The 26,417-nt window shown below is 70.5% G+C and carries 23 protein-coding genes; 14 read left to right on the top strand and 9 right to left on the bottom strand.

The genetic code is table 11. From position 1 onward, the window contains the following. Together ACFWZ2_RS20960 and ACFWZ2_RS20955 are read right to left on the bottom strand one after the other, a co-directional pair. A complete protein-coding gene (locus ACFWZ2_RS20960) occupies nt 1-930 on the bottom strand; it encodes a branched-chain amino acid ABC transporter permease (protein WP_384547752.1) in 930 nt (309 codons plus the stop codon). Between the two features lie 163 nt (nt 931-1,093). Next, nucleotides 1,094-2,344, bottom strand: coding sequence for a branched-chain amino acid ABC transporter substrate-binding protein (locus tag ACFWZ2_RS20955; protein WP_384547750.1), 1,251 nt, complete (start codon nt 2,342-2,344; stop codon nt 1,094-1,096). Nucleotides 2,345-2,867: 523 nt separating this feature from the next. On the opposite strand from ACFWZ2_RS20955, the gene ACFWZ2_RS20950 reads away from it, so the two are divergent. Next, a complete protein-coding gene (locus tag ACFWZ2_RS20950) occupies nt 2,868-3,071 on the top strand; it encodes a hypothetical protein (RefSeq protein WP_384547749.1) in 204 nt (67 codons plus the stop codon). Between the two features lie 154 nt (nt 3,072-3,225). Here the strand turns inward: ACFWZ2_RS20950 and ACFWZ2_RS20945 are convergent, their stop codons facing one another. From ACFWZ2_RS20945 to ACFWZ2_RS20935, 3 genes are all read right to left on the bottom strand, one after another. Beyond that, on the bottom strand, nt 3,226-3,624 hold the full coding sequence (locus ACFWZ2_RS20945) for a hypothetical protein (protein WP_384547747.1): 399 nt from the start codon (nt 3,622-3,624) through the stop codon (nt 3,226-3,228). 103 nt (nt 3,625-3,727) lie between these two features. Further along, nucleotides 3,728-4,210, bottom strand: coding sequence for a PaaI family thioesterase (locus ACFWZ2_RS20940; RefSeq protein WP_384547745.1), 483 nt, complete (start codon nt 4,208-4,210; stop codon nt 3,728-3,730). A gap of 46 nt (nt 4,211-4,256) precedes the next feature. Then, the gene (locus ACFWZ2_RS20935) at nt 4,257-6,551 is read right to left on the bottom strand and encodes an FdhF/YdeP family oxidoreductase (protein ID WP_384547743.1); all 2,295 of its coding nucleotides are present in this window, start codon (nt 6,549-6,551) and stop codon (nt 4,257-4,259) included. Nucleotides 6,552-6,675: 124 nt separating this feature from the next. Between ACFWZ2_RS20935 and polA the strand changes: the two genes are divergently transcribed. From polA to ACFWZ2_RS20910, 5 genes are all read left to right on the top strand, one after another. Continuing rightward, on the top strand, nt 6,676-9,417 hold the full coding sequence (polA, locus tag ACFWZ2_RS20930) for a DNA polymerase I (RefSeq protein ID WP_384547741.1): 2,742 nt from the start codon (nt 6,676-6,678) through the stop codon (nt 9,415-9,417). 939 nt (nt 9,418-10,356) lie between these two features. Beyond that, on the top strand, nt 10,357-11,103 hold the full coding sequence (locus tag ACFWZ2_RS20925) for a serine hydrolase (protein ID WP_384547739.1): 747 nt from the start codon (nt 10,357-10,359) through the stop codon (nt 11,101-11,103). A gap of 181 nt (nt 11,104-11,284) precedes the next feature. Continuing rightward, a complete protein-coding gene (locus ACFWZ2_RS20920; RefSeq protein ID WP_384547737.1) occupies nt 11,285-13,048 on the top strand; it encodes a lytic transglycosylase domain-containing protein in 1,764 nt (587 codons plus the stop codon). Nucleotides 13,049-13,222: 174 nt separating this feature from the next. Then, a complete protein-coding gene (locus ACFWZ2_RS20915; protein ID WP_107102075.1) occupies nt 13,223-13,357 on the top strand; it encodes an SPW_0924 family protein in 135 nt (44 codons plus the stop codon). Between the two features lie 17 nt (nt 13,358-13,374). After that, nucleotides 13,375-14,379: a DUF3068 domain-containing protein gene (locus ACFWZ2_RS20910; protein ID WP_384547736.1), complete on the top strand. Its 1,005-nt coding sequence runs from the start codon at nt 13,375-13,377 to the stop codon at nt 14,377-14,379. A 126-nt stretch (nt 14,380-14,505) separates the two neighbouring features. Here ACFWZ2_RS20910 and hrpB read toward each other — a convergent pair whose 3' ends face one another. Beyond that, entirely contained in the window at nt 14,506-17,052 is a 2,547-nt protein-coding gene (gene hrpB, locus ACFWZ2_RS20905; protein ID WP_384547734.1) for an ATP-dependent helicase HrpB, read from the bottom strand. Between the two features lie 4 nt (nt 17,053-17,056). Then, entirely contained in the window at nt 17,057-17,878 is an 822-nt protein-coding gene (locus ACFWZ2_RS20900; protein WP_384547732.1) for a class I SAM-dependent methyltransferase, read from the bottom strand. 354 nt (nt 17,879-18,232) lie between these two features. Between ACFWZ2_RS20900 and rpsA the strand changes: the two genes are divergently transcribed. Next, a complete protein-coding gene (rpsA, locus tag ACFWZ2_RS20895) occupies nt 18,233-19,744 on the top strand; it encodes a 30S ribosomal protein S1 (protein WP_361170772.1) in 1,512 nt (503 codons plus the stop codon). Between the two features lie 111 nt (nt 19,745-19,855). Here rpsA and ACFWZ2_RS20890 read toward each other — a convergent pair whose 3' ends face one another. Next, complete coding sequence (locus ACFWZ2_RS20890) at nt 19,856-20,821, bottom strand: sheath polysaccharide-degrading enzyme (protein ID WP_384547730.1); 966 nt, start codon at nt 20,819-20,821, stop codon at nt 19,856-19,858. A 374-nt stretch (nt 20,822-21,195) separates the two neighbouring features. Here ACFWZ2_RS20890 and ACFWZ2_RS20885 point away from each other — a divergent pair, with 374 nt between their 5' ends. From ACFWZ2_RS20885 to ACFWZ2_RS20870, 4 genes are all read left to right on the top strand, one after another. Beyond that, complete coding sequence (locus ACFWZ2_RS20885; protein ID WP_384547728.1) at nt 21,196-22,134, top strand: PAC2 family protein; 939 nt, start codon at nt 21,196-21,198, stop codon at nt 22,132-22,134. Nucleotides 22,135-22,157: 23 nt separating this feature from the next. Then, the gene (gene coaE / locus ACFWZ2_RS20880; RefSeq protein ID WP_384547726.1) at nt 22,158-22,778 is read left to right on the top strand and encodes a dephospho-CoA kinase; all 621 of its coding nucleotides are present in this window, start codon (nt 22,158-22,160) and stop codon (nt 22,776-22,778) included. Nucleotides 22,779-22,863: 85 nt separating this feature from the next. Beyond that, entirely contained in the window at nt 22,864-23,247 is a 384-nt protein-coding gene (locus ACFWZ2_RS20875) for a DUF3592 domain-containing protein (protein WP_384547724.1), read from the top strand. A gap of 93 nt (nt 23,248-23,340) precedes the next feature. Continuing rightward, a complete protein-coding gene (locus ACFWZ2_RS20870; protein WP_384547723.1) occupies nt 23,341-23,724 on the top strand; it encodes a tetratricopeptide repeat protein in 384 nt (127 codons plus the stop codon). Here ACFWZ2_RS20870 and ACFWZ2_RS20865 read toward each other — a convergent pair. Continuing rightward, on the bottom strand, nt 23,721-23,984 hold the full coding sequence (locus tag ACFWZ2_RS20865; protein ID WP_384547721.1) for a DUF6343 family protein: 264 nt from the start codon (nt 23,982-23,984) through the stop codon (nt 23,721-23,723). The two genes, ACFWZ2_RS20870 and ACFWZ2_RS20865, sit on opposite strands and share 4 nt — an antisense overlap. A gap of 40 nt (nt 23,985-24,024) precedes the next feature. On the opposite strand from ACFWZ2_RS20865, the gene ACFWZ2_RS20860 reads away from it, so the two are divergent. The 3 genes from ACFWZ2_RS20860 to ACFWZ2_RS20850 all read left to right on the top strand — a co-directional run bounded on the left by ACFWZ2_RS20860 (nt 24,025) and on the right by ACFWZ2_RS20850 (nt 26,347). Then, a complete protein-coding gene (locus ACFWZ2_RS20860; protein WP_384547719.1) occupies nt 24,025-25,011 on the top strand; it encodes an acyltransferase domain-containing protein in 987 nt (328 codons plus the stop codon). A gap of 59 nt (nt 25,012-25,070) precedes the next feature. Further along, entirely contained in the window at nt 25,071-25,775 is a 705-nt protein-coding gene (locus tag ACFWZ2_RS20855; protein WP_384547717.1) for a class I SAM-dependent methyltransferase, read from the top strand. A 110-nt stretch (nt 25,776-25,885) separates the two neighbouring features. After that, nucleotides 25,886-26,347, top strand: a complete 462-nt coding sequence (locus ACFWZ2_RS20850) for a DoxX family protein (protein WP_384547715.1) — start codon at nt 25,886-25,888, stop codon at nt 26,345-26,347. The last annotated feature ends 70 nt before the right edge of the window (nt 26,348-26,417 follow it).

Here is a 26,417-nt window from a genome sequence, read left to right as displayed (position 1 = left end):
TCACGCCCTGTCCGCGACGCGCTCGCCAAGGAGGCCTTGGGGCCTGACGAGGAGTACGACGATGAGGAGTACGAACGCCCAGACGTCGGCCCAGGACTGGCCGCCGAGTTTGTCCATGCCGGGGATGTTGTTGATGTAGGCGGTGGCCATGGATTCGGCGAGGCCGAGGACGACGCCGCCGATCATGGCGCCGTAGATGTTGCCGATGCCGCCGAGTACGGCCGCGGTGAAGGCTTTGAGGCCGAGGATGAATCCCATGCGGAAGTCGATCTGGCCGTATTTGAGTCCGCGGGCGACGGCGGCGATGCCGGCGAAGGCGGCGCCGATGGCGAAGGCGACGACGATGACGCGGTCGGTGTTGATCCCCATGAGTTTGGCGGTGTCGGGGTCTTGGGCGGTGGCTTGCATGCCGCGGCCGACGCGGGTCTTCATGACGAAGTAGCCGAGGACGATCATGCAGATGGGGGCGGTGATGAGCAGGAAGATGTCGCCGGGCTGCATGGTGACGGAGCCGATGTGGATGGCGTCGCCGGGGAGTTCGGGGAAGGAGCGGGGTGATTTCGCTTCGGGGTACCAGGCCCAGACGGCTTGCTGGAGGGCGAGGGAGAGGCCGATGGCGGTGATGAGCGGGGCGAGGCGTGGTGCGCCGCGCAGGGGGCGGTAGGCGAAGCGTTCGGCGCCGATGGCGATGGTGGTGGAGACGAAGATGGCGCCTATCAGCATGAGGGGCAGGGCGGTCCAGACGCTGGTGCCGCCGGGGAGCCAGAGCCAGACGGTGAGGGCGCCGAATCCGCCGGTCATGAAGATCTCGCCGTGGGCGAAGTTGATGAGCTGGACGATGCCGTAGACCATTGTGTAGCCGATGGCGATCAGGCCGTACATGGATCCCAGTAGCAGGCCGTTGACCAGCTGTTGCGGCAGTTCGTGCACCGCAGGTCCTCCGAGTCTTTCGATGTCGTACGACCGTGCTGCGGTGGCTCGTTGGCCGGCGCGGGGTCGCACGCTCCTGGTGACGGGCGCGACGGATGCGACACCGCGCGGGGCGCTGGCTTGCAGCGCCCCGCGCGGTCTGTCGTGGGGTGCGGGTCGGGCGTCAGTTGGATCCGGTGTAGGTGCCGGACTCGACGGGCTTCCAGCCGGTCTTGGGGTTGGTCGACTTCACCTGGTAGACGGTGAGTTGCTTGTTGGTGGCGTCGCCGTATTCGTCGAAGGAGACCTTGCCGGTGACGCCGTCGAAGGAGACGTCCTTCATGGCGTCGATGACCTTGGAGCGGGCGTCGTCGGGCAGTTTGCCGTCGTTGTCGTCGACGATCTTCTTGACGGCTTCGATGATGGCCCAGGCGCTGTCGTAGGAGTAGCCGCCGTAGGCTTCGTAGGCTTCCTTGTAGCCGGCCTTCTTGTAGTTGGCGATGAACTCCTTGGCGGAGGGGAGTTCTTCGACGGGCTGGCCGACGGAGGTGGCGTAGTCGCCGATGCCTTGTTTGCCTGCGAGTTTGATGAAGTCGGCGCTGTAGATGCCGTCGCCGCCGACGAGGGGGGCTTTGGAGCCTGCCTGTTTCATCTGCTTGCTGAGGGGGCCTGCCTGGGGGTATTCGCCGCCGTAGTAGACGAGGTCCGCTTCGGAGTTGCGGATCTTGGTGGCGACGGCGCCGAAGTCCTTGGTGTCGGGGTTGATGTGTTCGGTGCCGACGACCTTGCCGCCGAGCTTGGTGAACTCGTCCTTGAAGGTGGCGGCGAGTCCGGCGCCGTAGGTCTTCTTGTCGTCGACGACGAAGACCTTCTTCTTCTTGCCCTTGTTGTAGAGGTACTGGGCGGCGAAGGGGCCTTGGATGGCGTCGGTGGTGGCCGTGCGGAAGTAGGACTTGTAGGGGCGTGCCTTCTTGCCGCCGTTCCAGTCCGGGCCCTGGGTGAGGGCGGGGTTGGTGTTGGCGGGGGAGACCTGGACGAGTTTGGCGTCGTCGAAGACCTTCTGCATGGACTCGGCGACGGAGGAGTTCAGGGGGCCCACGGCTCCGAGGACGTCCTTGTCGGCGACGAGTTTGGTGGCGTTGGTCTGGCCGGACGAAGGCTGGCCCTGGTCGTCGAGGGGTTCGATCTTGAAGGTGACGCCGTCGACGTACTTCTTGGCGTTGGCCTGTTTGGTGGCGAGGTCGACGGAGTTGCGGATGCCGAGGCCGAGTGCGGAGAGGTCACCGGTCAGCGGCGCGTCGACGCCGATGACCACCGTGGTACCGCCGCCCCCGGCGTCGTCGTCCTTGTTGTCGTCGCGCGAGCCACAGGCGGTGAGGGTGAGGGCCCCGGTGGTGAGTGCAGCGGTGATGGCTATGAGCGAACGTTGACGCACGATCAGTCCTTTCCCCTGGCACGGCTGTCCCTTGTTGGGAGGCCGAGTCGAGCGCGGAACCGAACTGACAGGAATCCGGTGGGCGCGGTGACTGGCCGTGACTCTAAGGGCGGCTTTGTTCCAGGTGGAGTGGTCGGACCAAGGCTGTGACGCTCTTGTTATGCCACGGAGTATTCCGGGCTGGAACGCAGGGGGTGGTTGGGCCGGAATATGACCTTGTTCGGTGGATCTCGACGTATCCGCATGCTGAGAATGTCCAGGACAACTGGCAGGACTGTAAGGGTGTTTGACTCATGACACCGGTGTTCGTGGGCATGCGGAGGTGAGAGCCCCGGAAAGATCATTCGCGTATTCCGGACCGAGGATGTAACTCTGCTTCTCGATTGCGCGCGTATTACGCAGCGTTACTTCGAGGAAAGGGAGTCCGGCATTCCGTGGCACTTCTCCGCATTCGCGAATGTGCATCGTAATGATCAACTTCCGCGGGGTTCCTGATTTCACCGTGAAAGGGGTGGGAGGGGACGTGTCGACCGACAGCGCCGCCGAGGGCTGGGCGACGCGCCGCACGGTGACCTGCGGTCCCGACTCCTGGGCGAAGGTGACGGCGAACGTGAAGTTCCGCTCGCCGGGGCGCGGCCGGGACATCTCGCCCGCGTACGAAACGGACACGCTCTGCGACGGCCAGGGCGGTGCGGGCTCCGGTGGTGGTTCCGGGCGGGTCAGATAGAGGGTGAGCGCGGCGGCGCCGACGATCACGGCGGCCGCGGCGGCGAGGGCGGTGCGGCGGTGGCGGATGCGGTGCGGATCGAGCCGTACGGGCCGCGGGGCGGCGGCCTCGTGGTCGTAGGTGTCCTCGCCCGGCTCGACCGGGCCGATGGCGTTCACACCCACGGCCCGCCGCTCGGCCCGCCGTTGCGGTAGCGCTCGGCGCACCGCTCGCGGGCCTGCCTGTCGATCAACTTCCGCCCGGCGGCGTCCGATTGGCGGGTGCGTTCGGCGCGGGCCGCGTCCAGGACGTCACGCAGGATCATGTACTGCCCGTTCGACAGGCCCATCGACTGGTAGTCGCCGTAGGTGTGGTCGCCCTTGTCGTAGAGCTCCCGCGCCCACTTGGTGATGATCGTGGTGCAGAGCTTCGCGGGGGAGATGCTGCTGGTGCTGGGGAAGGGGTTCTTGCCGTCGGCCGCGTCGGGACCGGAGCTTCCGCATCCGGTGGCGGCGAGGGCGGTGCCGAGAACGACGGCGAGGGTGGGCGCACAGAGCTGTATCCGGTGCCTCATGCGCAGACGCTAGACCGGACGCGGACGCTCCGACAATGCGTCGGACCGCGCTGTGCGCCCGCCCCGGCCGGCCGGTGGCGCGGGGCCGTGCGCCCGCCCGCGGTCAGCCCGTGACGCCGGGCACCTGCTGTCCCTCGACGTCGCGCAGCATGCAGGTGAGGCGGGCGCTGCAGACCCGCTTGCCCTGCTCGTCGGTGATCGCGATCTCGTACGTCGCCGTGGTGCGGCCCCGGTGGACGGGGGTGGCCACGCCGGTGACCAGGCCGGAGCGGGGGCCGCGGTGGTGCGTGCAGTTCAGGTCGACGCCGACGGCGAACTTCTTGATGCCGCCGTGCAGCATCGCGCCGACCGAGCCGAGGGTCTCGGCGAGCACCGCGGACGCGCCGCCGTGCAGCAGGCCGTACGGCTGGGTGTTGCCCTCGACGGGCATGGTGCCGACGACGCGCTCCGCCGACGCCTCCAGGATCTGGACGCCCATGCGGGTGCCGAGGTGCCCCGCCGAGAAGAGGGCGGGCAGATCGACACCGAGCGAGGCGTACTCGTCGATGACTTCCTGCGGGAACTTCACGCTGTGCTGCTCGCCCATGGGGTCCGGCTCCGTTCGTCGTCGACCACTGTCCCTGAGCGAACGCTCAGTCGATCGAGGATTGTTCCAGGCGTACGACGACGGACTTGCTGGCAGGGGTGTTGCTGGTGTCGGCGGTGGCGTCCAGCGGCACCAGGACGTTGGTCTCGGGGTAGTAGGCGGCCGCGCAGCCGCGGGCCGTGGGGTAGTGCACGATGCGGAAGCCCGGCGCGCGCCGCTCCACGCCGTCCTGCCATTCACTGACGAGGTCGGCGTACGTTCCGTCGGCGAGGCCGAGGTCGCGGGCGTCGTCGGGGTTGACCAGGACGACGCGGCGGCCGTTCTTGATGCCGCGGTAGCGGTCGTCGAGGCCGTAGATGGTGGTGTTGTACTGGTCGTGGGAGCGCAGCGTCTGCAGCAGCAGGCGCCCCTCGGGCAGGGCCGGGTACTCGACGGGCGCGGCCGTGAAGTTGGCCTTGCCGGTGGCGGTGGGGAAGCGGCGCTCGTCGCGCGGGGCGTGCGGCAGGGCGAAGCCGCCGGGGTGCGCGATCTTCGTGTTGAAGTCCTCGAAGCCGGGGATCACGCGCGCGATGCGGTCGCGCACGGTGGCGTAGTCCTTCTCGAACTCCTCCCAGGGAGTACGGGATTCCTCGCCGAGGACGCGGCGCGCGAGCCGGCACACGATGGCGGGCTCGGAGAGCAGCTGCTTGCTCGCGGGCTCCAGGCGGCCGCGCGAGGCGTGCACCATGCCCATGGAGTCCTCGACGGTCACGAACTGCTCGGTGCTCTTCCCGTTCGGGCCGACTTGGAGATCGCGTTCGGTGCGGCCGAGTGTCGGCAGGATGAGGGCGCGTGCGCCCGTGACGGTGTGCGAGCGGTTCAGCTTGGTGGACACGTGCACGGTCAGGCGGGCCCGGCGCATGGCCGCCTCGGTGACCTCCGTGTCGGGGGACGCCGCGACGAAATTGCCGCCCATGGCGAAGAAGACCTTCGCCTCGCCGTCGCGCAGCGCCCGGATGGCGCGCACGACGTCCAGGCCGTGGTGGCGCGGCGGCGCGAAGCCGAACTCCTTCTCCAGGGCGTCGAGGAAGGCGGGCGCGGGGCGTTCGAAGATGCCCATCGTGCGGTCGCCCTGCACGTTCGAGTGGCCGCGCACGGGGCAGACGCCCGCGCCGGGGCGGCCGATGTTGCCGCGCAGGAGCAGGAAGTTGACGACCTCGCGGATGGTGGGCACGGCGTGCTTGTGCTGGGTCAGGCCCATCGCCCAGCACACGACGGTGCGCTTCGAGGCGAGGACCATGCGCAGGGCTTCCTCGATGCGCTCGCGGGTCAGGCCCGTGGCCTTCAGCGTCTCGTCCCAGTCGGCGTCCCGCGCGGCGGCGGCGAACTCCTCGTATCCATGGGTGTGTTCGCGGACGAAGTCCTCGTCGACTGCGCCTTGCGTCTCCAGGATCAGCTTGTTCAGGAGGCGGAAGAGGGCCTGGTCGCCGCCGAGGCGGATCTGCAGGAACAGGTCGGTGAGGGCGGTGCCCTTGAGCATGCCCTGGGGGGTCTGCGGGTTCTTGAAGCGCTCCAGGCCCGCCTCGGGCAGCGGGTTGACCGTGATGATCTTCGCGCCGTTGTTCTTGGCCTTCTCCAGGGCGGAGAGCATGCGCGGGTGGTTCGTGCCCGGGTTCTGCCCGGCGACGATGATCAGGTCCGACTTGTAGAGGTCCTCCAGGAGGACGCTGCCCTTGCCGATGCCGATCGTCTCGGTCAGTGCGGAGCCCGACGACTCGTGGCACATGTTCGAGCAGTCGGGGAGGTTGTTCGTGCCGAGCTCGCGGGCGAACAGCTGGTAGAGGAACGCCGCTTCGTTGCTGGTGCGGCCCGAGGTGTAGAAGACGGACTCGTCGGGGCCGTCCAGGGCGGCGAGTTCCTCGGCGATGATGTCGAAGGCCCGCTCCCAGGAGAGGGGTTCGTAGCGCTCGGCGCCCTCCGCCAGGTACATGGGGTGGGTGAGGCGGCCCTGCTGTCCCAGCCAGTACCCACTGCGGGTGGCGAGGTCCGCCACCGGGTGCGCGGCGAAGAAGTCGGGGGTGACGCGGCGCAGCGTGGCCTCTTCGGCGACCGCCTTCGCGCCGTTCTCACAGAATTCCGCCTTGTGCCGGTGGTCGGGCTCGGGCCAGGCGCAGCCGGGGCAGTCGAAGCCGTCCTTCTGGTTGACCCGCAGCAGGGTCAGCGCGGTGCGGCGCACGCCCATCTGCTGCTGGGCGATGCGCAGCGTGTGCCCGATCGCGGGGAGGCCCGCCGCGGCGTGCTGCACCTCGGCGACCTGCGGCGCGTCCTGGACCGGATCGCCCTTGGGCGGCTTGCTTGCCATGGTCGGCTCCCCTTCGAGCACGTGCGTGAGCTATGTCTCCGATCCTCCCACGCGACGGTGACAATGCCGGGGGTCGGGGCTGCCTGGGACCGGACTGTCAGTGGGGCGTGGCAGGATCGGGGACGTGGCAGAAAAAGCAGCGAAGAAGAAGTCCGAGACCGTGACGAAGCCGAGTGGTGAGCAGCGTCCGCGCCTGCTCCTCATGGACGGGCACTCCCTGGCGTACCGGGCGTTCTTCGCGCTGCCCGCGGAGAATTTCACGACGGCGACGGGCCAGCCGACGAACGCGATCTACGGCTTCGCGTCGATGCTGGCGAACACGCTGCGCGACGAGGCGCCCACGCATTTCGCGGTGGCGTTCGACGTGTCGCGCAAGACGTGGCGCTCCGAGGAGTTCCCCGAGTACAAGGCGAACCGCTCCAAGACCCCGGACGAGTTCAAGGGGCAGGTCGAGCTGATCGGCGAGATGCTCGACGCGATGCACGCGGTGCGTTTCGCGGTGGACGGCTTCGAGGCGGACGACGTCATCGCCACGCTGGCCACGCAGGCGGAGGCGGCGGGCTTCGAGGTCCTGATCGTCACGGGTGACCGGGACTCCTTCCAGCTGATCACCGACCATGTGACGGTGCTGTACCCGACCAAGGGCGTCTCCGAGCTGACCCGCTTCACCCCGGAGAAGGTCGAGGAGAAGTACGGCCTCACCCCCAGCCAGTACCCGGACTTCGCCGCGCTGCGCGGCGACCCGTCGGACAACCTGCCGGGCATCCCCGGTGTCGGTGAGAAGACCGCCGCGAAGTGGATCAACCAGTTCGGTTCGTTCGCCGACCTCGTGGAGCGCGCCGAGGAGGTCAAGGGCAAGGCCGGGCAGAACTTCCGCGACCACCTGGAGTCGGTCAAGCTCAACCGCCGCCTGACCGAGATGGTGCGCGACGTCGAACTGCCCAAGACCGTCACCGAGTTGGAGCGCGCCCCGTACGACCGCGCGGCCCTCGCGATGGTCCTGGACACCCTGGAGATCCGCAACCCGTCGCTGCGTGAGCGCCTGCTCGCCGTCGACCCGGGCGCCGAGGAGGCCGAGCAGACCCCGGCGGAGCCGGGCGTCGAGCTGGACGGATCGGTCCTCGGCGCGGGCGAGCTCGCCCCGTGGCTCGCCGAGCACGGCAAGGCGGTCCTCGGCGTCGCCACGGTCGACACCTGGCAGCTCGGCGCGGGCACGGTCACCGAGGTCGCGCTCGCCGCGGCGGGCGGGGCGGCCGCGTGGTTCGACCCGTCGGCCCTGGACGAGTCCGACGAGAACGCCTTCGCGGCCTGGATCTCCGACCCCGCCAAGCCCAAGGTCATGCACAACGCCAAGGGCGCGATGCGGGTCTTCCCCGAGCACGGCTGGACCGTCGACGGCGTCTCCATGGACACCGCGCTCGCCGCCTACCTGGTCAAGCCGGGCCGCCGCTCCTTCGCCCTGGACGCGCTGTCCCTGGAGTACCTGGGCCGTGAGCTGGCGCCCGCCTCCGCCGCCGACGGGCAGCTCGCCTTCGGCACGGAGGAGGACGACCAGGCCGAGGCCGAGTCCCTGATGGCGCAGGCCCGCACGATCCTCGACCTGGGCACGGCCTTCGGGGACAAGCTCCAAGAAGTCGGCGCGAGCGACCTGTTGAAGGACATCGAGCTGCCGACGTCCACGCTCCTGGCCCGCCTGGAGCGGCACGGCATCGCTGCCGACCGCGCGCATCTGGAGTCGATGGAGCAGCAGTTCGCGGGCGCGGTGCAGCAGGCCGTGAAGGAGGCGCACGCCGCGGCCGGGCACGAGTTCAACCTGGGCTCGCCCAAGCAGCTCCAGGAAGTCCTCTTCGGCGAGCTGAACCTCCCCAAGACGAAGAAGACGAAGACCGGCTACACCACGGACGCCGACGCCCTGGCCTGGCTCGCCGCCCAGACCGAGAACGAACTGCCGGTCATCATGCTCCGCCACCGCGAGCAGGCGAAGCTGCGCGTCACCGTCGAGGGACTGATCAAGACGGTCGCCGCGGACGGCCGCATCCACACCACGTTCAACCAGACGGTGGCGGCCACGGGCCGGCTGTCCTCCACGGACCCCAACCTCCAGAACATCCCCGTCCGCACCGACGAGGGCCGGGCGATCCGTCGAGGCTTCGTGGTCGGCGAGGGCTTCGAGTCGTTGATGACCGCGGACTACAGCCAGATCGAGCTGCGCGTCATGGCGCACCTCTCCGAGGACGAGGGCCTCCTGGAGGCGTTCACCTCCGGCGAGGACCTGCACACCACGGTCGCCTCCCAGGTGTTCGGCGTCGAGCGCGTCGACGTCGACGCGGAGATGCGGCGCAAGATCAAGGCCATGTCGTACGGCCTGGCGTACGGCCTGTCCGCGTTCGGCCTCTCCCAGCAGCTGAACATCGACGCGGGTGAGGCGCGCGCGCTGATGGACACCTACTTCGAGCGGTTCGGCGGCGTGCGCGACTATCTGCGCCGCGTCGTCGACGAGGCGCGCGCCACGGGGTACACGGAGACGATGCTGGGCCGCCGCCGGTATCTCCCCGACCTCAACAGCGACAACCGCCAGCGCCGTGAGATGGCCGAGCGGATGGCGCTCAACGCGCCGATCCAGGGCACGGCCGCGGACATCGTCAAGATCGCCATGCTGAACGTGCACGGTGCGTTGACCGCGGCGAAGCTCGACTCCCGGATGCTGCTCCAGGTCCACGACGAAATCGTCCTGGAAATCGCCCCCGGCGAGCGCGCCAAGGTCGAGGAACTGGTCCGCAACGAAATGTCCGCCGCGGTGACGCTGCGGGCGCCGCTGGACGTATCGGTCGGGGTCGGCGCGGACTGGGAATCCGCAGCGCACTAGCCCTCCCGGGCCGGGTAGCAGAGGTACGGTGCGGGCCCCTCCCGGGGTGGGGGCGGAGATTCGGTGTGAGCCCCTCCCGGGGCGGGGCGAGGTGTTGTGCCTTCCGGGCGGTGTGTTGCGGGAGCCTCGGCCCTCGCGGGGTGGGGCCTCCCGGGCGGGGCGTTGCGGGCGGGGCGTTGTAGGAGCTGCGTGGTTCGGTGTCGTGGCCGGCTGCGGGGGTGCCGTGGCTGGTCGCGCAGTTCCCCGCGCCCCTTCGGGGCGTGCCCCGAACTCCGCCGCGACGGCGAGCAACCCCCACGTCGATCCCGGCGGTGCCAAGCCGGGGCAAGGCCCCGCCCAAGCGCCCCCGCGCAGCGGGCTCTACCTCCACTGCCCAAGCCCCGGCCAGAGGCCCCTCGCCCAAGCCCCGCGCAGCGACATCCGCCCCCCTGCTCAAGTCCCGCGCAGCGGCACTCGCCCCCACTGCTCAAGCCCCGCGCAGCGATACGCCCCGCGCAGCGATACGCCCCGCGCAGCGGTACGCCCGTGCGTAGCGGGAACTACCCCCCTGCTCAAGCCCCGCGCAGCGGTATGCCCCGCGCAGCGGCACCCGCCCCCCTGCCCAAGCCCCGCGCAGCGATACGCCCCCGCGCAGCGGGAACCACCCCCCCCCGCTCAAGCCCCGCGCAGCGGAACCTCACTCGCGTGGCCCCGGCGAACCGCCCCGTTCAAGGCCCAGGGGCCAGGATGAGGCGTATGGCCCTTCATCTGCGAAAGTGCCGTGCGGCGGTGGCCGCGGCGGTGACGACGGCTTTGTTGGCCCCGATATCCGCGACCGCTGCCGACGCCGGCCGTCAGCAGGGGGCGAACCTTTGTACGGCCGGGCGTGATCGGGCTCTCGCCGCCCGGATGTCGCATGACATCCGGGCGGCGTTGTCGTCCAGGGCGGGGAGCGTGTCCGTGGCGGTGCACGACACCCGTACCGGGTTGTTCTGTGAGCTGGCGGGCCGTCGGCGGTACGACGCGGCGAGTGTCGCGAAGGTGTTGCTGATGGAGGCCGCGCTGCGGCGCGCGCAGGAGTGGCGGCGGGGGCTGACCGGCTGGGAGCGGAACAGGATCCGCCCCATGATCACGAGTTCGGACAACAACGCGGCCTGGCGGCTGTGGAGCGATCTGGGCCACCCCTATCTCACGCGTTTCCTGCGCAGGGTCGGCACGACCGCCACCAGCCTGGGCCCGAACGGCCTTTGGGGCCTGACGCGGACGTCCGCGGCGGATCAGCTGCGGCTGCTGGGCGTGCTGACCGGCGCCCGTGACGTACTGAAACCGGCGGCGCGTGCGTACGGTCTGCGGCAGATGGCCGACGTGCGGCGCGACCAGCGCTGGGGGGTGCCCGCGGGCATGCCGCGCGGGATCCGCGCCCATCTGAAGAACGGCTGGCTGCCGCGTGCGACGCACGGCTGGCGGGTGCACAGCGTCGGCGCGTTCACCGGCGGTGGCCGCACCTACCGCATCGTCGTCCTCTCGCACGACAACCCGTCGATGGCGTACGGGGTGCGCACCGTCGAGCGGGTGGCGCAGGCGGTGCATCGCGGGCTGAACAAGGGCCGTACCATCGGGCAGGGGCTCACTCCGGAGAGCGAGATCAGCGAGGTGCCGGACGGTTCGGTCCCCGATAGTCCGGGGGATGGCTCCCCGGCCCCGTAACAGCCCTGTCCCCGTCTCTTGCCAACCGGTGAATATCGGGCACGAACGGGTGTGAGGGCGCCGAAAGTTGTCGTAGTGTCGCCTGAGTCGTCCCGCTGGGGAGCACGCACGTACGAAGGCAAGCGTGTACGGAAGCGGGAGCGGCACGAAGGTGTCGGCAATGGGGAGGGGTGGCTCGGTCATGGCGCCGGTAATCGGCAGGCGGCTGCGCAGGGGAGCGGTGACCACCGCGGTGGCCGCGGCGGCGGTGGCGGCACTCGCCGCGTCACAGGCCCCCGGGGTGACGGACGTCCCGCGCGACGAGCACGCGGCGGGTGCCGCGGACGCGACGCCGCCGCCCGGCGACTCCGCGACCGGCAACTCGCCGTACTACACGGACCTGCCGCCCCTGCAGAGCCCCGTCCCGCCGACCGGCGCCCCGCCCAACGGCGGTGACAAGGAGGCCGAGGCGGGCCTGCCCGCCACCGTCCTCGACGCGTACAAGAAGGCCGAGGCCGAGCTCGCGGGCGCCAAGCCGGGCTGCCATCTGCCCTGGCAACTGCTCGCCGCCATCGGCAAGGTCGAGTCGGGCCAGGCCCGCGGCGGCCGCGTCGACGCGAACGGCACGACGATCACGCCGATCCTCGGCCCGGTCCTCGACGGCAAGGGCTTCGCGAAGATCACCGACACCGACAAGGGCGCGTACGACGGCGACACGACGCACGACCGCGCGGTCGGCCCCATGCAGTTCATCCCGTCGACGTGGGCCACCTCGGGCCGGGACGGCAACAACGACGGCGAGAAGGACCCCAACAACATCTACGACGCGGCGCTCGCCGCGGGCTACTACCTCTGTGCGAACGACCGTGATCTGTCCGTCGAGGCCGACCTCCACAAGGCGATCCTGAGCTACAACCGCTCCACGGAGTACCTGAACACGGTCCTGTCGTGGCTGGAGTACTACCGCAAGGGCACCCACGAGGTCCCCGACGGCAAGGGCGTCCTGCCGGACGACCGCAGCGACACCCGCTTCCCGGGCAACGGCCCGACGAAGCCGATTTCGCCGTCGCCGAAGCCCAAGCCGGAACCCGGCAAGCAGAAGCCCGGCAACAACGGCGGTGGTGGCAGCACCGGCGGCGGCACCAAGCCCAAGCCGCCGGTCGACGGCGGTTCCAAGACGCCGGACCCGGGCCCCTCGCCGACCGAGCGGGTCGACGCCCTGGCGAACGCGGGGACGGGCGATCTCGTCGCGCGGACGGGCGACGCCTTCACCGAGCGCGTCGCGGTGCGCGCGGAGTCCAAGTCGGGCGCGTTCGTGGCCAAGGCCAAGGTGAAGTTCACGATCGTCGGTGACACGGACACCCGCTTCGACGGCGGCGCGAGGAGCGCCACGGTCACCACGGGCGTCACCGGCAAGGCCACCGCCCCGGTGCTCGAAGCGGGCGAGAAGAGCGGCGACTTCGTCGTGCGCGCCACGGTCGTGGGCCGCTCGCTGCCCGGCATCGACTTCGACGCGAAGGTCACCGCACGCGAGGCCGACGCGCTCGCCAGGACCAGCGACAAGGCGCTGACCTGCGAGGCGGGCAAGGAGTTCGCGGACCAGGTCGAGGTCAAGGCGACGTACAAGGGCAAGGCGGCGGACGGCGTCGCGGCCACCGCCACGATGGTCAAGTCGGCGACGGATGCGACGGTCAATGACAAGGGCCCCTACTTCAAGGACGCGGACGGCAAGCCCGTCCGTACCCTCAAGGGTCTGAAGACCGACGGGAACGGCGTCCTGAAGCTCCCGAAGATGTACGCGGACGACGCGGCGGGCACGTATCTGCTGCGCCTCACCACGGCCGGCGGCGCCACCCTCACCGTCGAACTGAAGGTGACCGCTGCGGAGCCCGACGCGACGCCCTCACCGACCACCTCCGAGAGCGCGTCCCCGAGCGCATCACCGAGCGCGTCTCCCAGCGCCTAGCCTTGCGCGGCCGTCCGGCCGCCCCGCGCGCGTCCTCAGGACCGCCCCTTCGCCGACCGCGGCGAAGGGGCGGTCCTGTGTTGTGCAACGTGTTCTCATCTGGCTCCCGCGTTGCTACGGTGCCCGCCCTGACGCCCTATCAGTTCCGGCCGCAAGCCGAATCGGGAGGCCCGCATGCGCGCCCTCATCGCCGCCGCCACCGGCCTCGCCGTCGCGTTCGCCCTGGTCCTGACGATCACCGCGATCGGCGCCCCACCGGGTGAGACGTCCCCGAAGCCGCTGCTCACCACTGTCCCCAAGCACCCGTAGACGTAGGGAGGGTCGCGATGCGCCGCAAGGCCAGCCTCGTCCTGCTCGCCTTCGCCGTGTTCTTCACGGCCATGTCCCCGCTCATGCGCTGGTACGCCTTCCCGCGCCTGGCGAAGATCCCGCCGAGCCAGTACCAGGAGGCGGTCCTGGAGGCGCGGAACCCGACCCTCATCGACTACGGCTCCATGACGGCCAAGAAGGTCGACAAGGTCACCATCGTGCAGACCCTCAAGGGCAACGTGGAGGCCTCCGAGAAGATCGAGAAGAGCGCGGACCGCGACGTCGTGGTCTGGGACGCCCTCAGTTACGTCCAGGACGACAAGGGCAAGATGGTCTCCAAGATCCCCGAGCGCTACATCTTCGACGCGCACAGCCAGGAACCGGTGCACGCCACCGGGGAGTCCGTCGACGGGGACCCGGTCAAGCGCCAGGGCATCGAGTTCAAGTGGCCGTTCCTGACCGAGAAGAGGGACTACGAGTACTTCGACGCGCAGGCCCGCATCACCCGGCCCATCCACTACAAGGGCACCCAGACCTTCCGCGGCGTGAAGGTCTACTACTTCGAGCAGACCATCCCCTGGACCAAGGTCCCCTTCCCCAAGACGATGCCGGTCAAGGGCATCACTCCGGAGTCCCTCGCCAAGACCGGCACCACCCGCTGGTACTCCACGGTCCGCAAGTTCTGGGTCGAACCGACCACAGGGGCGCCCGTCTACGGCGAGGAGATCCAGAAGAACGAGCTGCGCGGCGGCAGCCTGCTCGGCGGGCGCGACAAGGTCACGGTCTTCGACGGGCACGTGAAGATGCGCGAGGACTACATCAAGGACACCGTCGACCTGGTCAAGTCCCAGCGCGTCCTGGTGCTGCTGCTCACCTCGTACCTCCCCTGGGGCTTCCTGATCCTCGGCGTCCTCCTGCTCGCCCTCGCCCTCTGGCTCGAGGCCCGCAGCCGCAGGCCGGGCGACCCGGAACCGACGGCGTCGAGCGACCCCGAACCGGAGCCCGAACCCGTCAACGCCTAAGCGCTCCGCGGGAAATGCGGTCCACATCTGCGGGTGCGTCGTGGCTGGTCACGCAGCTCCCCGCGCCCCTTCGGGGGCGCACCCGAACCGCAGCGAACTTCCACAAGGCCGCTCAGCGGTCAGCGCCTAGGCGCCGCCGTCCCTTTGGGCCTGGCGTGCCTTCGTGTACCGGGTCGGCTCGGCCGTCGCGGGATCCTCCGGCCACGGGTGCTTCGGGTAGCGGCCGCGCAGCTCGGCCCGCACCGCCCGGTACCCGCCGCTCCAGAAGGACGCGAGATCGGCGGTGACGGCGGCCGGACGTCCCGCGGGCGACAGGAGGTGCACGACGACGGGGACGGTGCCGCCCGCGATCCTCGGGGTCTCGGCGAGCCCGAACATCTCCTGCAACTTCACGGCGAGCACGGGCTGTTCGGGATCGGAGTAGTCGAGCCGGACGGTGGACCCGCTCGGCACCTCGAGCCGCTCGGGCGCGAGCTCGTCGAGACGGGTGGCCTCGCCGGTCGCCCACGGGAGCAGCCGTGCCAGCGCCTGCCCGGCGTCGATGCGCCCCAGGTCGGCCCGCCGCCGCGCCCTGGACAGCTCGGGCTCCAGCCATGCGTCCACGCACGCGTGGAGGGCGTCTTCCGATACGTCGGGCCAGGGCGCCCCAAGCCGCAGATGCAGGAAGGCGAGCCGCTCCCGCAGCTCCCGCGCGCCCCGCGACCACTTCAGGAGCCCGGTCCCTTCCTGTCGCAGCCCGGCAAGGAGCCCCTCGCGCACGAGAGCGGGCTCGGGGTTCTTCAGGGGCCGCACGGCGAGCTCCACCGCCCCCAGGCGCTCGACGTGCCGTGCGACGAGCTCGCCGCCGGACCAGGCCACCTCGTCGCCCTCGGAGTGCAGCGGCGCGGCCGCGCGCCGTGCGACGTCCTCGTCGATGTGCCCGCCGAGCAGCACGCGCGCGTGCCCCGCGCCCACGGGCCGGTCGGCCACGGCGACGCTGATCCACTCCGCACCGGCGAGCGCGGACCCCTGCCGCGTCTCGGCACGGGTGCCACCGGCCATCAGATACACCCCGCCGCCCACGGCCCGGGCCACCCGCTCGGGAAACGCGAGCGCCGCGATCATCCCGGCGACCCGGTCGTCGCTCCCTGGGTTCGCCGAGTCCGCCGAGCCCGCCGCCGCCCCGCCCGCGGAGGCGAGGCGGCGGGTCTCCGTGCGCCAGCGGGCCGCGTAGCCGTCGCCGCCCTGTCGCGCCGACCGCCACGCGCCCGCGAGGTCGTCGCCGTATTCGCGGGGCGGCTCCTCGCTCAGGAGGGCCACCACCTCCGCCGCGCGCCGGGCACCGACGACGGGCGCCGCGTCGAGCAGGGCGCGGGCAAGGCGCGGGTGCAGGCCCACGCGGGCCATGCGCGTGCCGCGCTCCGTCACCCGGCCGGTGTCCGCCGCCACGGCCCCGACCGCCGCGAGGACGTCGCGCGCCGCCGCCATCGCGCCGCCCGGCGGCGGATCGAGCAGGGCGAGCCCGGAGGCGTCGGGATCGCCCCAGCACGCCGTCTGCAGGGCGAACGCGGCGAGGTCGGCCACCTTGATCTCCGGCGCGGGAAAACGCGGCAGACGCCCGTCCTCCGCCTCCGCCCAGCACCGGTACACGGCCCCCGGCGCCTCACGCCCTGCCCGGCCCGCCCGCTGCCGCCCCGCCGCCTGTGATGCCCGCACCGTCGCAAGGGCGCTCAGGCCGCGCGCGTGGTCGACCCGCGGCTCACGTGCCAGGCCCGAGTCCACCACCACCCGCACCCCGGGCACCGTCAGGGACGACTCGGCCACGGACGTCGCGAGCACCACCCGCCGCCGCTCGCCCCCGGCAAGCACCGCGTCCTGCACGGCCGCGGGCGCCCGCCCGTGCACCTGGAGCACCTCGACGTCCCCGATGTCGCCCAACTGCCCCGCCACCCGGGCGATTTCACCGACTCCGGGCAGAAAGCACAGGACGTCGCCGGTGCGCTCGGTGAGGGCCCGCCGCACCACCGACGCCACATGGGTCAGGAGCGCGGGGTCGACCCGCATGCCGTGCGGCGGCCGTACGGGGCGCGGGGGCGGCGCCCACACCACCTCCACGGGGTGCGCGATGCCCCGGGCCTCCACCACGGGGGCGTCCCCGAGGATCCGCGCCCAGCCCTCGGCGTCGGTCGTCGCGGACGCCGCCACCAGACGCAGCTCGGGCCGCAGCGCGGCGCGCACGTCCACCAGGAAGGCCGCCACGGTGTCCGCGTCCAGGTGCCGCTCGTGGCACTCGTCGATGATGACGACGTCCACGCCGGTCAGCTCCTGGTCGCGCTGGAGGCGTTGCAGCAGGACCCCTGTCGTGACGACCTCCACGCGCGTGCGTGGCCCCACCACACGCTCACCGCGCACGGTGTAGCCGACGCGCTCGCCCGGCTTCTCGCCGAGCAGCCACGCCATGCGCCGCGCGGCGGCCCGTGCGGCGATGCGCCGCGGCTCGGCGACGACGACGCGGCGCTCCCCGCCGTCGGCCCCTTCGAGCAGCCCGGCGAGCGCCAGCGGCACCAGCGTCGTCTTGCCCGTCCCGGGCGGGGCGCACAGCACCGCGCTGCCCGGCCCCTCCAGGGCGGACCGGAGGGCGGGCAGCGCGTCGCGTACGGGGAGATCCAGGGCGTCGTTACGGAGACCGATCACGTACTCAGTCTCGTACGCACACGTAGATGGCCGTCCCCGGGATCAGGTTTCCGCGCAGCGGGGACCAGCCGCCCCATTCCTGCGTGTTCCAGGCGGGCCACTCGGGCTCGACGATGTCGACGAGCCGGAAGCCGCCGGCCACGATGTCCCGCACCCGGTCGCCGATCGTCCTGTGGTGCTCCACATATACGGCGTTGCCCTGCTCGTCCTGCTCCACATAAGGAGTGCGGTCGAAATAGGAGGCCGCTACGGAGAGGCCCTCCGGGCCCGGCTCGTCCGGGAACGCCCAGCGGATGGGGTGCGTCGCGGAGAAGACGAAGCGCCCGCCGGGGCGCAGCACGCGATGCACCTCCTTGAGGACGAGGACGGGCTCGGCGACGAAGGGCAGCGCCCCGTAGGCGGAGCAGGCCATGTCGAAGGAGGCGTCCTTGAAGGGCAGCACTCCGGCGTCGGCTTGCACCAGGGGAACGTTTCCGCCGATCCGCAGCGCGTGCTGGAGCTGGCGGTGCGAGAGGTCGAGGGCCACGGGCCTCGCACCCTGCGAGACGAGCCAGCGTGAGCACTGGGCGGCGCCCGCGCCGATCTCCAGGACGTCCTTGCCCTTCAGCTCCTCGGGCGGACCGAGAAGTTCCGCCTCCACCTCGTCGAGGCCCTCGGGGCCCCACACGAAGCGGTCGTCCCCGAGGAACGTGCCGTGCTCGATCTGGTACTCATCGGCGTTCCGGTCCCACCAGCCGCGGTTCGCGCGGCTGCTCTCCGTGACGTTCGCGTCACGCCGGGTGGCTTCGGGTTCGGGCAGCTCGGACTCTTGGATGATCGGCTCCATCGTCGTAATCTTCCGTATCCTTCATCGGATCTCGTCGCGAAGGGGGCGCTGTGCGGCCCGTGTGGCCTCATGCGACAGGAATTGTGCCGGGTATGCGGTGTTCCGCCCCGGGTGTGCGCCTTCGCGCATTGACCCTGTCCGGCTGCCCCCGTATGCTACAAGTTGCGCTGCGAGCCTGCGCTCCTCAGACATAGCAGGCTGCGCTCGCGTCTGTTGTATGTCCCCTCGGTTGTCGAGGCGCCTTCCGTTTCGCGGAAGTCGCGCTTCCTAGGCTGTCCGGCTTCTGCAGAGCGAAATCGGCTCCGGCGTTGCAGTACCTACGACTTCAATGTCCGTACCGGAGCCCTTTCCCACATGACGAGCAGCACCGAGACCACCGCCACCACTCCGCAGGTAGCGGTCAACGACATCGGTAACGAGGAAGCCTTCCTCGCCGCGATCGACGAGACGATCAAGTACTTCAACGACGGCGACATCGTCGACGGCGTCATCGTGAAGGTCGACCGGGACGAGGTCCTGCTCGACATCGGTTACAAGACCGAAGGCGTCATCCCGAGCCGAGAGCTCTCCATCAAGCACGACGTCGACCCGAACGAGGTCGTCGCGGTTGGTGACGAGATCGAGGCCCTGGTTCTCCAGAAGGAGGACAAGGAAGGCCGTCTGATCCTGTCCAAGAAGCGTGCTCAGTACGAGCGTGCCTGGGGCACGATCGAGAAGATCAAGGAAGAAGACGGCATCGTCACCGGTACCGTCATCGAGGTCGTCAAGGGTGGTCTCATCCTCGACATCGGCCTCCGTGGCTTCCTGCCGGCCTCCCTCGTCGAGATGCGCCGCGTCCGCGACCTCCAGCCCTACGTGGGCAAGGAGCTCGAGGCCAAGATCATCGAGCTGGACAAGAACCGCAACAACGTGGTCCTGTCCCGCCGTGCCTGGCTCGAGCAGACCCAGAGCGAGGTCCGCCAGACCTTCCTCACGACCCTGCAGAAGGGCCAGGTCCGCTCCGGCGTCGTTTCCTCGATCGTCAACTTCGGTGCGTTCGTGGACCTCGGCGGCGTCGACGGTCTCGTCCACGTGTCCGAGCTTTCCTGGAAGCACATCGACCACCCCTCCGAGGTTGTCGAGGTCGGCCAGGAAGTCACCGTCGAGGTTCTCGACGTGGACATGGACCGCGAGCGCGTCTCCCTGTCGCTCAAGGCGACGCAGGAAGACCCGTGGCAGCAGTTCGCCCGCACGCACCAGATCGGGCAGGTTGTTCCCGGTAAGGTCACCAAGCTCGTTCCGTTCGGTGCGTTCGTGCGCGTCGACGAGGGCATCGAGGGCCTGGTCCACATCTCCGAGCTGGCCGAGCGCCACGTGGAGATCCCGGAGCAGGTCGTCCAGGTCAACGACGAGATCTTCGTCAAGGTCATCGACATCGACCTCGAGCGTCGCCGGATCTCGCTGTCCCTGAAGCAGGCCAACGAGTCCTTCGGCGCCGACCCGTCGGCCGTCGAGTTCGACCCGACCCTGTACGGCATGGCCGCGTCCTACGACGACCAGGGCAACTACATCTACCCCGAGGGCTTCGACCCCGAGACGAACGACTGGCTCGAGGGCTTCGAGACCCAGCGCGAGGCTTGGGAGGGCCAGTACGCCGAGGCGCAGCAGCGCTTCGAGCAGCACCAGGCCCAGGTCATCAAGTCCCGCGAGGCGGACGCCCAGGCCGAGGCCGAGGGTGCGGCTGCTCCCGGTGGCGCGGCTCCGGCCGCCGGCACCGGTGGCGGCGGCGGTTCGTACTCCTCGGAGTCGGACGACAACTCCGGCGCGCTTGCTTCGGACGAGGCGCTTGCCGCGCTGCGTGAGAAGCTCGCGGGTGGCCAGAGCTGACTCTCGCCTCTAGGCGGTAGCAGCGGTTGAACGTTGCGGGCCCGTACCTCTTCGGAGGTGCGGGCCCGCTTCTTTGTTCTTGGGTGAGCTCGTCCCTTCGGGACCTTCCTCTCAGGGAGTCACCTCGATGTTCGTCAAGCCCTTCCCGCCCGTCACCGTGTTGCTCGCGTACACCGTCGTCCTGCAGTTCGCGCTGTAGTTCGTCACGTTGATCGCCAGCTGCTTGTCGCCCGTCGCGCCGGTCAGGGTGGACTTGTTGCCGCGGAAGACCGTGCCGCAGCCCCAGCCGGACTGCTGGGTGTGGGTCTCGTAGCCGTTGTTCGTGGTGTTCTTGCCGGTGTTGTTCTCGATGACGTAGTTGTTGCCCTTCACGTCGATCCACGAGTCGTCGTAGTTGTTGCCGGTCAGGCCCTTGCCGTCGAAGGTGTTGCCGGAGACCTTGCCGCCGGTGGTGCCCTCCTTGAGGTCGATCGCCTCGCCGCCGACGTCCGGGCCGATCGTGTTCCCCAGGACCTGTACGTTGTCGCTCTTGTCGGAGAGCGTGTTGGCGCTGCCCACGTAGACGCCCTCGCCCATGCCGCGGTCGTCGTTCCCGGTGTCGTAGATCCGCGAGTTCTTGATCACGCCGTCGCTGCTCGACGTGCGGAAGTGGACGCCCTCCATGTCGAGGCCGTGGACCGTGACGGTGTCCACGACGACGCCCCGCGCGGAGTCGATCATGATGCCCTTCTGGCCGCCGGTGACGGTGATGCCCTGCACCGTCCAGTAGGAGGAGCCGTTCAGGTGCAGGCCGTAGCCGCCGCCCGCGGTGAGTACCGCCTTCGGCGAACCGGTCAGCGTGATGCGGGAGTTCGCGCCCGCCGCGACGGACGTCTTGAAGTTCCCGGAGTACGTGCCGTCGGCGAGGTGGATCGTGTCGCCGGGGGAGGCGTCGGTGAGGGCCGCCTTCAGCTCGGCGGCCGTGGAGACCTCGATGGTGCGCGCGGGCGCGGGCGCGGCGGTCGCGATGGCGGCCGGCCCTCCGGAGGCGGCGGTCGCGGCGAGCAGGGCGGTCAGCAGGGTTCGGCGGGTGCGCATGTGGGGTGGCCTTCCCGTAGCGGTACGCGATGGATTTTTGGTTCTCGTACGTGAACCTTGGGTGCGCACATGAACGTAGGGGTGGGGCATGTTCGCGTCAAGGTATGGACCTGGATGACGGCTACGGGGAGGGGTGTCGTTGAGTTCTGGACAACTTCCATGCGGTGGCGGGCAGTTGAGTGGATGTCAGTCAGGTGGAGGGGGTGAAGTCGGTGTTCTCCTGGCCGTGTTCACGCATACGAACGGTGGCAGCCGGTGGTCCGGGCCGGGGAGGGGTAAGGAGCGGGTGAGGAGTCACTGTGAAGAGGCGCGGGCGGGAATGCCCGTGTCTCTGCGTGCGTTCTTCCTTACGAACACGAGGAGGAGCGGTCACAGTGCTTGATCCGCAGGGTTTGTACGCATGGGAGCCGAAGGGCCTCGCCGTCGTCGACATGGCGCTCGCCCAGGAGTCGGCCGGTCTTGTCATGCTCTACCACTTCGACGGATACATCGACGCGGGCGAAACCGGCGACCAGATCGTCGAGCGGCTCACGGACAGCCTTCCCGGGCAGGTGGTGGCGCGCTTCGACCACGACCGGCTCGTCGACTACCGCGCCCGCCGCCCGCTGCTCACCTTCCGGCGCGACCGCTGGACCGACTACGAGGTGCCGACGCTGGAGGTCCGCCTCGTCCAGGACGCCACCGGCGCGCCCTTCCTGCTGCTCTCCGGGCCCGAGCCCGACATCGAGTGGGAGCGGTTCGCCGCGGCCGTCAAGGAGATCGTCGAGCGGCTCGGTGTGCGCCTGTCGGTGAACTTCCACGGCATCCCCATGGGCGTGCCGCACACCCGTCCCGTAGGCCTCACGCCGCACGGCAACCGCACCGACCTGGTGCCGGGCCACCGCAGCCCCTTCGACGAGGCGCAGGTGCCCGGCAGCGCGGCCTCCCTGGTCGAGTACCGCCTCCTGGAGGCGGGCCACGACGTGCTCGGCGTGGCCGCGCACGTTCCGCACTACATCGCGCGCTCCGCGTACCCGGACGCGGCGCTCACCGTCCTGGAGGCGATCACCGCGGCCACCGGTCTGGTGCTGCCCGGCGTCGCGCACGGGCTGCGCACCGAGGCGCACCGCACCCAGACCGAGATCGACCGGCAGATCCAGGAGGGCGACGAGGAGCTGGTCGCGCTGGTCCAGGGTCTTGAGCACCAGTACGACGCGGCGGCCGGCGCCCAGGAGCGGGGCAATATGCTCGCCGAGCCGATGGACATCCCGTCCGCCGACGAGATCGGCCTCGAATTCGAACGCTTCCTGGCGGAGCGGGAGGGCGACGCGTAACGCCAGGCCCTAAGCTGCCGGTCATGCTGAAGGTGGGCCTGACCGGCGGGATCGGCGCCGGCAAGAGTGAAGTGTCGCGGCTGTTCGTGGAGCGCGGTGCCGTGCTGATCGACGCGGACAAGATCGCCCGCGAGGTGGTGGAACCGGGAACTCCGGGTCTGGCGGCCGTCGTTGAGGCATTCGGGCGGGAGGTCCTCGCTCCGGACGGTTCGCTGGACCGGCCGAAGCTGGGCGGCATCGTCTTCGCGGACGCGGCGAAGCTCGCCGTCCTCAACTCGATCGTCCATCCGCTCGTCGGCGCCCGCTCCGCCGAACTCGAACAGTCCGCGTCCGGCGACGCGGTGGTCGTCCATGACGTGCCGCTGCTCGCCGAGAACGGCCTCGCGCCGCTGTACGACCTCGTGGTCGTCGTCGACGCGGGCCCCGAGACCCAGCTGGACCGCCTGGTGCGGCTGCGCGGCATGAGCGAGGAGGACGCCCGCGCGCGGATGGCGGCGCAGGCCACGCGCGAGAAGCGTCTGGAGATCGCCGACGTCGTCATCGACAACGACGGGCCCCTGGAGGGGCTCGCCGAGCGGGTCGACGCGGTCTGGGCCGATCTGGCGCGACGGGCGCGGGAGGCGTCCCGGTCCCAGTCCCAGTAGGGAAGCGTCCCGGTAGGAGGGCGTCCCGGTAGGTTCGGTCGGTGTCGTGTCAGGGTCCCATCAGTCGTCCTAGGGGAGGCGGTCAGTGGTCGTACTGGCGGCGTTCACGGCTATTGGGGGCCTGGTCGCGGCCCTCGCCGGTGCGTACGGCCTGCGGCAGACCCGGCGGATCACCGCCGCGGGAGCGGTGGCACAGGCGCTGGTCAAAGCGGCGCCGCCGGGTGCGGAGCGGCCCACGCTGCAGTTCGAGACGGGCGACGGGCGGGTCGTCGAGGTGGTGTCGCCCGTGCCGCCCACCCGGCGCAGGCCGCTCGCGTCGGGCGACCGGGTGCGCATCGCGTACGACATCGAGGATCCGCGCGAGACCGTGCTGCTCGGCGGCGAGCGGACGGGCCTTGACCGGGCCTTCGTGGGCGCGGGGGTGGCGCTCGTCGTGCTGGGGGTCGTACTGGCGGTCGTCGCGCCCTGACGCACCCTCGCGCGCGGGGTGCGCGGGGGAACGGGGGGAATAGGCGGGGCCGCGGCGGGCGTTGGCACTGAGGAGCGAGGGAAGGAATCCAGCGTGCCCGACATCACCCCGGAGACGCATGTCATCGACTTCCGTGCGGCGGAGCAGCTCCTCGCCGCCCGGGATCCACGCGGCGCCGTGAAGCTGCTCGACACCGTCATCGCCGCGCACCCGGAGAACACCGCGGCGCGGCTGCTGCGGGCGCGCGCTTTCTTCGCCGCCGCGCAACTACGCGCCGCCGAGCTGGAGTTCAGCATCGTCCTGGAGCGCGAGCCGGACAACGCGTTCGCGCACTTCGCGCTCGCCCGCACCTATGAGCGCGGCGCGCGCGACGAGCAGGCGCGGCGCCACTTCCGCCTCGCGGCCGCGCTCGATCCGCAGCCGGAGTATGTGGCTGCGGCGCGGTTCGACGATGGCGGGGATCGCCGCGAGGGCTAAGGCTTGTCCTGCGGCTCGTACGGCGGGACGTCGCGTCCCGGCTGGTAGTGCGGGCCCTGGCGGATGTGGCGCAGGACCAGCGTCAGGTCGGTGAGGACGATCAGGCACAGTACGCCGCATGCCACCGCCCACCCGGTGCGGCCGGTGAGGGCGAAGGCGACCGTGCCGAAGACCGCCCAGATCAGGCCCCAGACGCCGAACCACAAGCGCATGCGCAGCGGACTGCGCGCGGTCACCGGTTCACTGCCTGTGCGCGTCATGACAGGTCATCTCCTCCTTCCAGGATAAGAGGGTGAGCACGTGCTGGAAGCGCTGCGGGCGGACAAAGACCTCGCCGGATGGCTCGGCGGACTTGAGGGCGCGGGCGAGCCTCAGGTGGAGGCGGTTCTTCCGGACGCCGGTGAGCTGCCGGACGTACTGCTCGACCTCGCCGTACCGCACGAGGACATCAACGATCTCGTGGCGCTGCGTGACCGGTTGTGGCGGGACCCGGAGGCCCGCAAGCTGCTCGATCGCTGCCTCGACGCGCTCGTACGCGACATGGGCAGGCCCGGCGGCGGCCCCGATTTCCCGGTGCTCCCGGCGGGGCTCGGGGAGCTGGGGCGCTGTTTCTTCCTGTACGTGTATGTCGCGGCGCTGCCGTACGCGCGGGCCTATCACCGCGGTCGTGGCATCCCCGACGACGTGTCCCGCCGCACCCTCGCCGACCTCGGGCGGCATCTGGCGGTGCACCGCAGGGCGCGCGGCAGCCGGGGTCTTGTCGTGCCGGGCTGGCTCGCCCTGCACTTCCGGGGTGAGCTCTACCAGTTGGGGCGACTGCAGTTCCAGCGGGCCGTGCTGGGCGGGCGGATGGGCGGCGCGACGGCCGCGGCCGGGCACGCGGCAGGACCGGGGGACCCGTGTCTGAACCTCCACATCGCCGATTTCCGGGGGCAGTTGAGCCCCGAGGCGTGCGACGAATCCATCGATCTTGCGCGGGAGTTCTTCGCGCGCCACTTCCCCGAAGAACGATTCGAGACAGCTGTGTGCCACTCGTGGCTGCTCGATCCGCAGTTGAGGCGCTACCTTCCCGCCGACTCGAACATCGTCCGCTTCCAGGACCGATTCCATCTGGCGCAGGGGTACGGGCAGGACCCGGACGACGGGACGCCCGTCTCCTTCGTCTTCGGGGACCGTGATCTCGCCGTGGCCCAACTGCCCAGGCGGACCAGGGTGGAGAGGGCCGTCGGCGACCATCTGCGGGCGGGCGGGCACTGGTACGGAGGGCATGGCTGGTTTCCGCTGTAGGCGGCGAGGGCGCGGCGGATGGCGGGAACGGGCCATCGACGCCCTTCGTTGGCCGGGGCATGAGCCTGGAGATGCGTGCGGGATACGAGGGATCGGGACCAGGGGCCATCACTCCGGACGGCTGCGCGGTCGAGCTGTACACGCGCCTGTCCGTCGGGGACGAGCCCGACGTCATCGCCGCGGCCGTGCCGGCCGGGGCGCACATTCTGGAACTGGGCTGCGGCGCGGGGCGGGTGACCCGGCCGCTCCTTGAGCGGGGCTTCCGGGTGACGGCGGTGGACGAGTCGCCCGAGATGCTGGAGAAGGTCGCCGAACTCGACGGCGGGGTGCGGACGGTCCGCAGCACGATCGAGGGGCTCGACCTGGACGAGAAGTTCTCCGTGGTGATGCTCGGGTCGTTCCTCGTGCACAACGGCGACCCGGCGGTGCGGCGCGGCATCCTGCGGGCCTGCCGGAGCCATGTCACCGATGACGGCTGCGTGCTGTTCCAGCGGGAGGGCGCGGACTACCACACGAACCTGCCGAGGGAGCGGGTCGACCCGGCCGGCTACACGGTCCGGATCCTCTCGGCGGACCCGGTCGGCGACGGCGTGAACCAGGTCCGCGCGGAGTACATCTTCCCGGACGCCATCTGGACCCAGACGTTCCTGGCCCACCCCTTCACCAAGGAGGAGTTCGAGGAGGCGCTCGCGGAGGCGGGCCTGAAGGTCGACACGTACCTGACGGACGACGGGGTATGGGTGCGGGCGGTGCCGGTGGGGTGAGCCGGGGCGGCGGCGTGCGGTGAATTTCCGTGCCGGGGCGATGAGTTCCGCGGGGCGGGCCGGTCTACCTCTGTGACAGCACGACGCACCCGCGCACCGAGGAGACCCCGATGTCCGCCACCGCCACCACCGCCCCCCGCGCCACCACCGCCCCCCGCGCCACCACCCGCACCAAGACCCCCGCCCGCGGCCGGGCCGCCCGCGTCGCGCTGCGCACCCTCCAGGTGCTGTTCGCCGTCTTCTTCGGCGTCGCGAGCGGCGTGCCCAAGCTGATCGCGCACCCGACGGCCGTCGAGGCCTTCGACAGGCTCGGCTGGGGCGCGCCCGGCATGTACACCATCGGCGCGCTCGAACTGCTCGGCGGCATCGCGCTGCTGATCCCGCTGCTGTCCTCGGTGGCCGCCACGGCGTTCGTCGGCCTGATGGTCGGCGCGTTCATCGTGACCGTCACCGCGCTCGGCGGGGAGAACGCGGCGACGCCGCTGGTCCTGATCCCGTTCCTCGCCTGGATCGCCTGGGCGCGCCGCGACAGGACCGTCGAACTGGTCGCCCGCCTGCGCGCCCGTTCGTGAGCCGCCGGGCAGCGGCCGCCGCACACGGCGGAGGGGTGCCTGCAACAGGCCGTGCGACACGGCCTGTTGC

It is taken from the genome of Streptomyces sp. NPDC059002, from assembly GCF_042740435.1.
In the GTDB taxonomy this organism is placed as follows: domain Bacteria; phylum Actinomycetota; class Actinomycetes; order Streptomycetales; family Streptomycetaceae; genus Streptomyces.
This window is presented reverse-complemented; position numbering and strand designations above follow the sequence as displayed.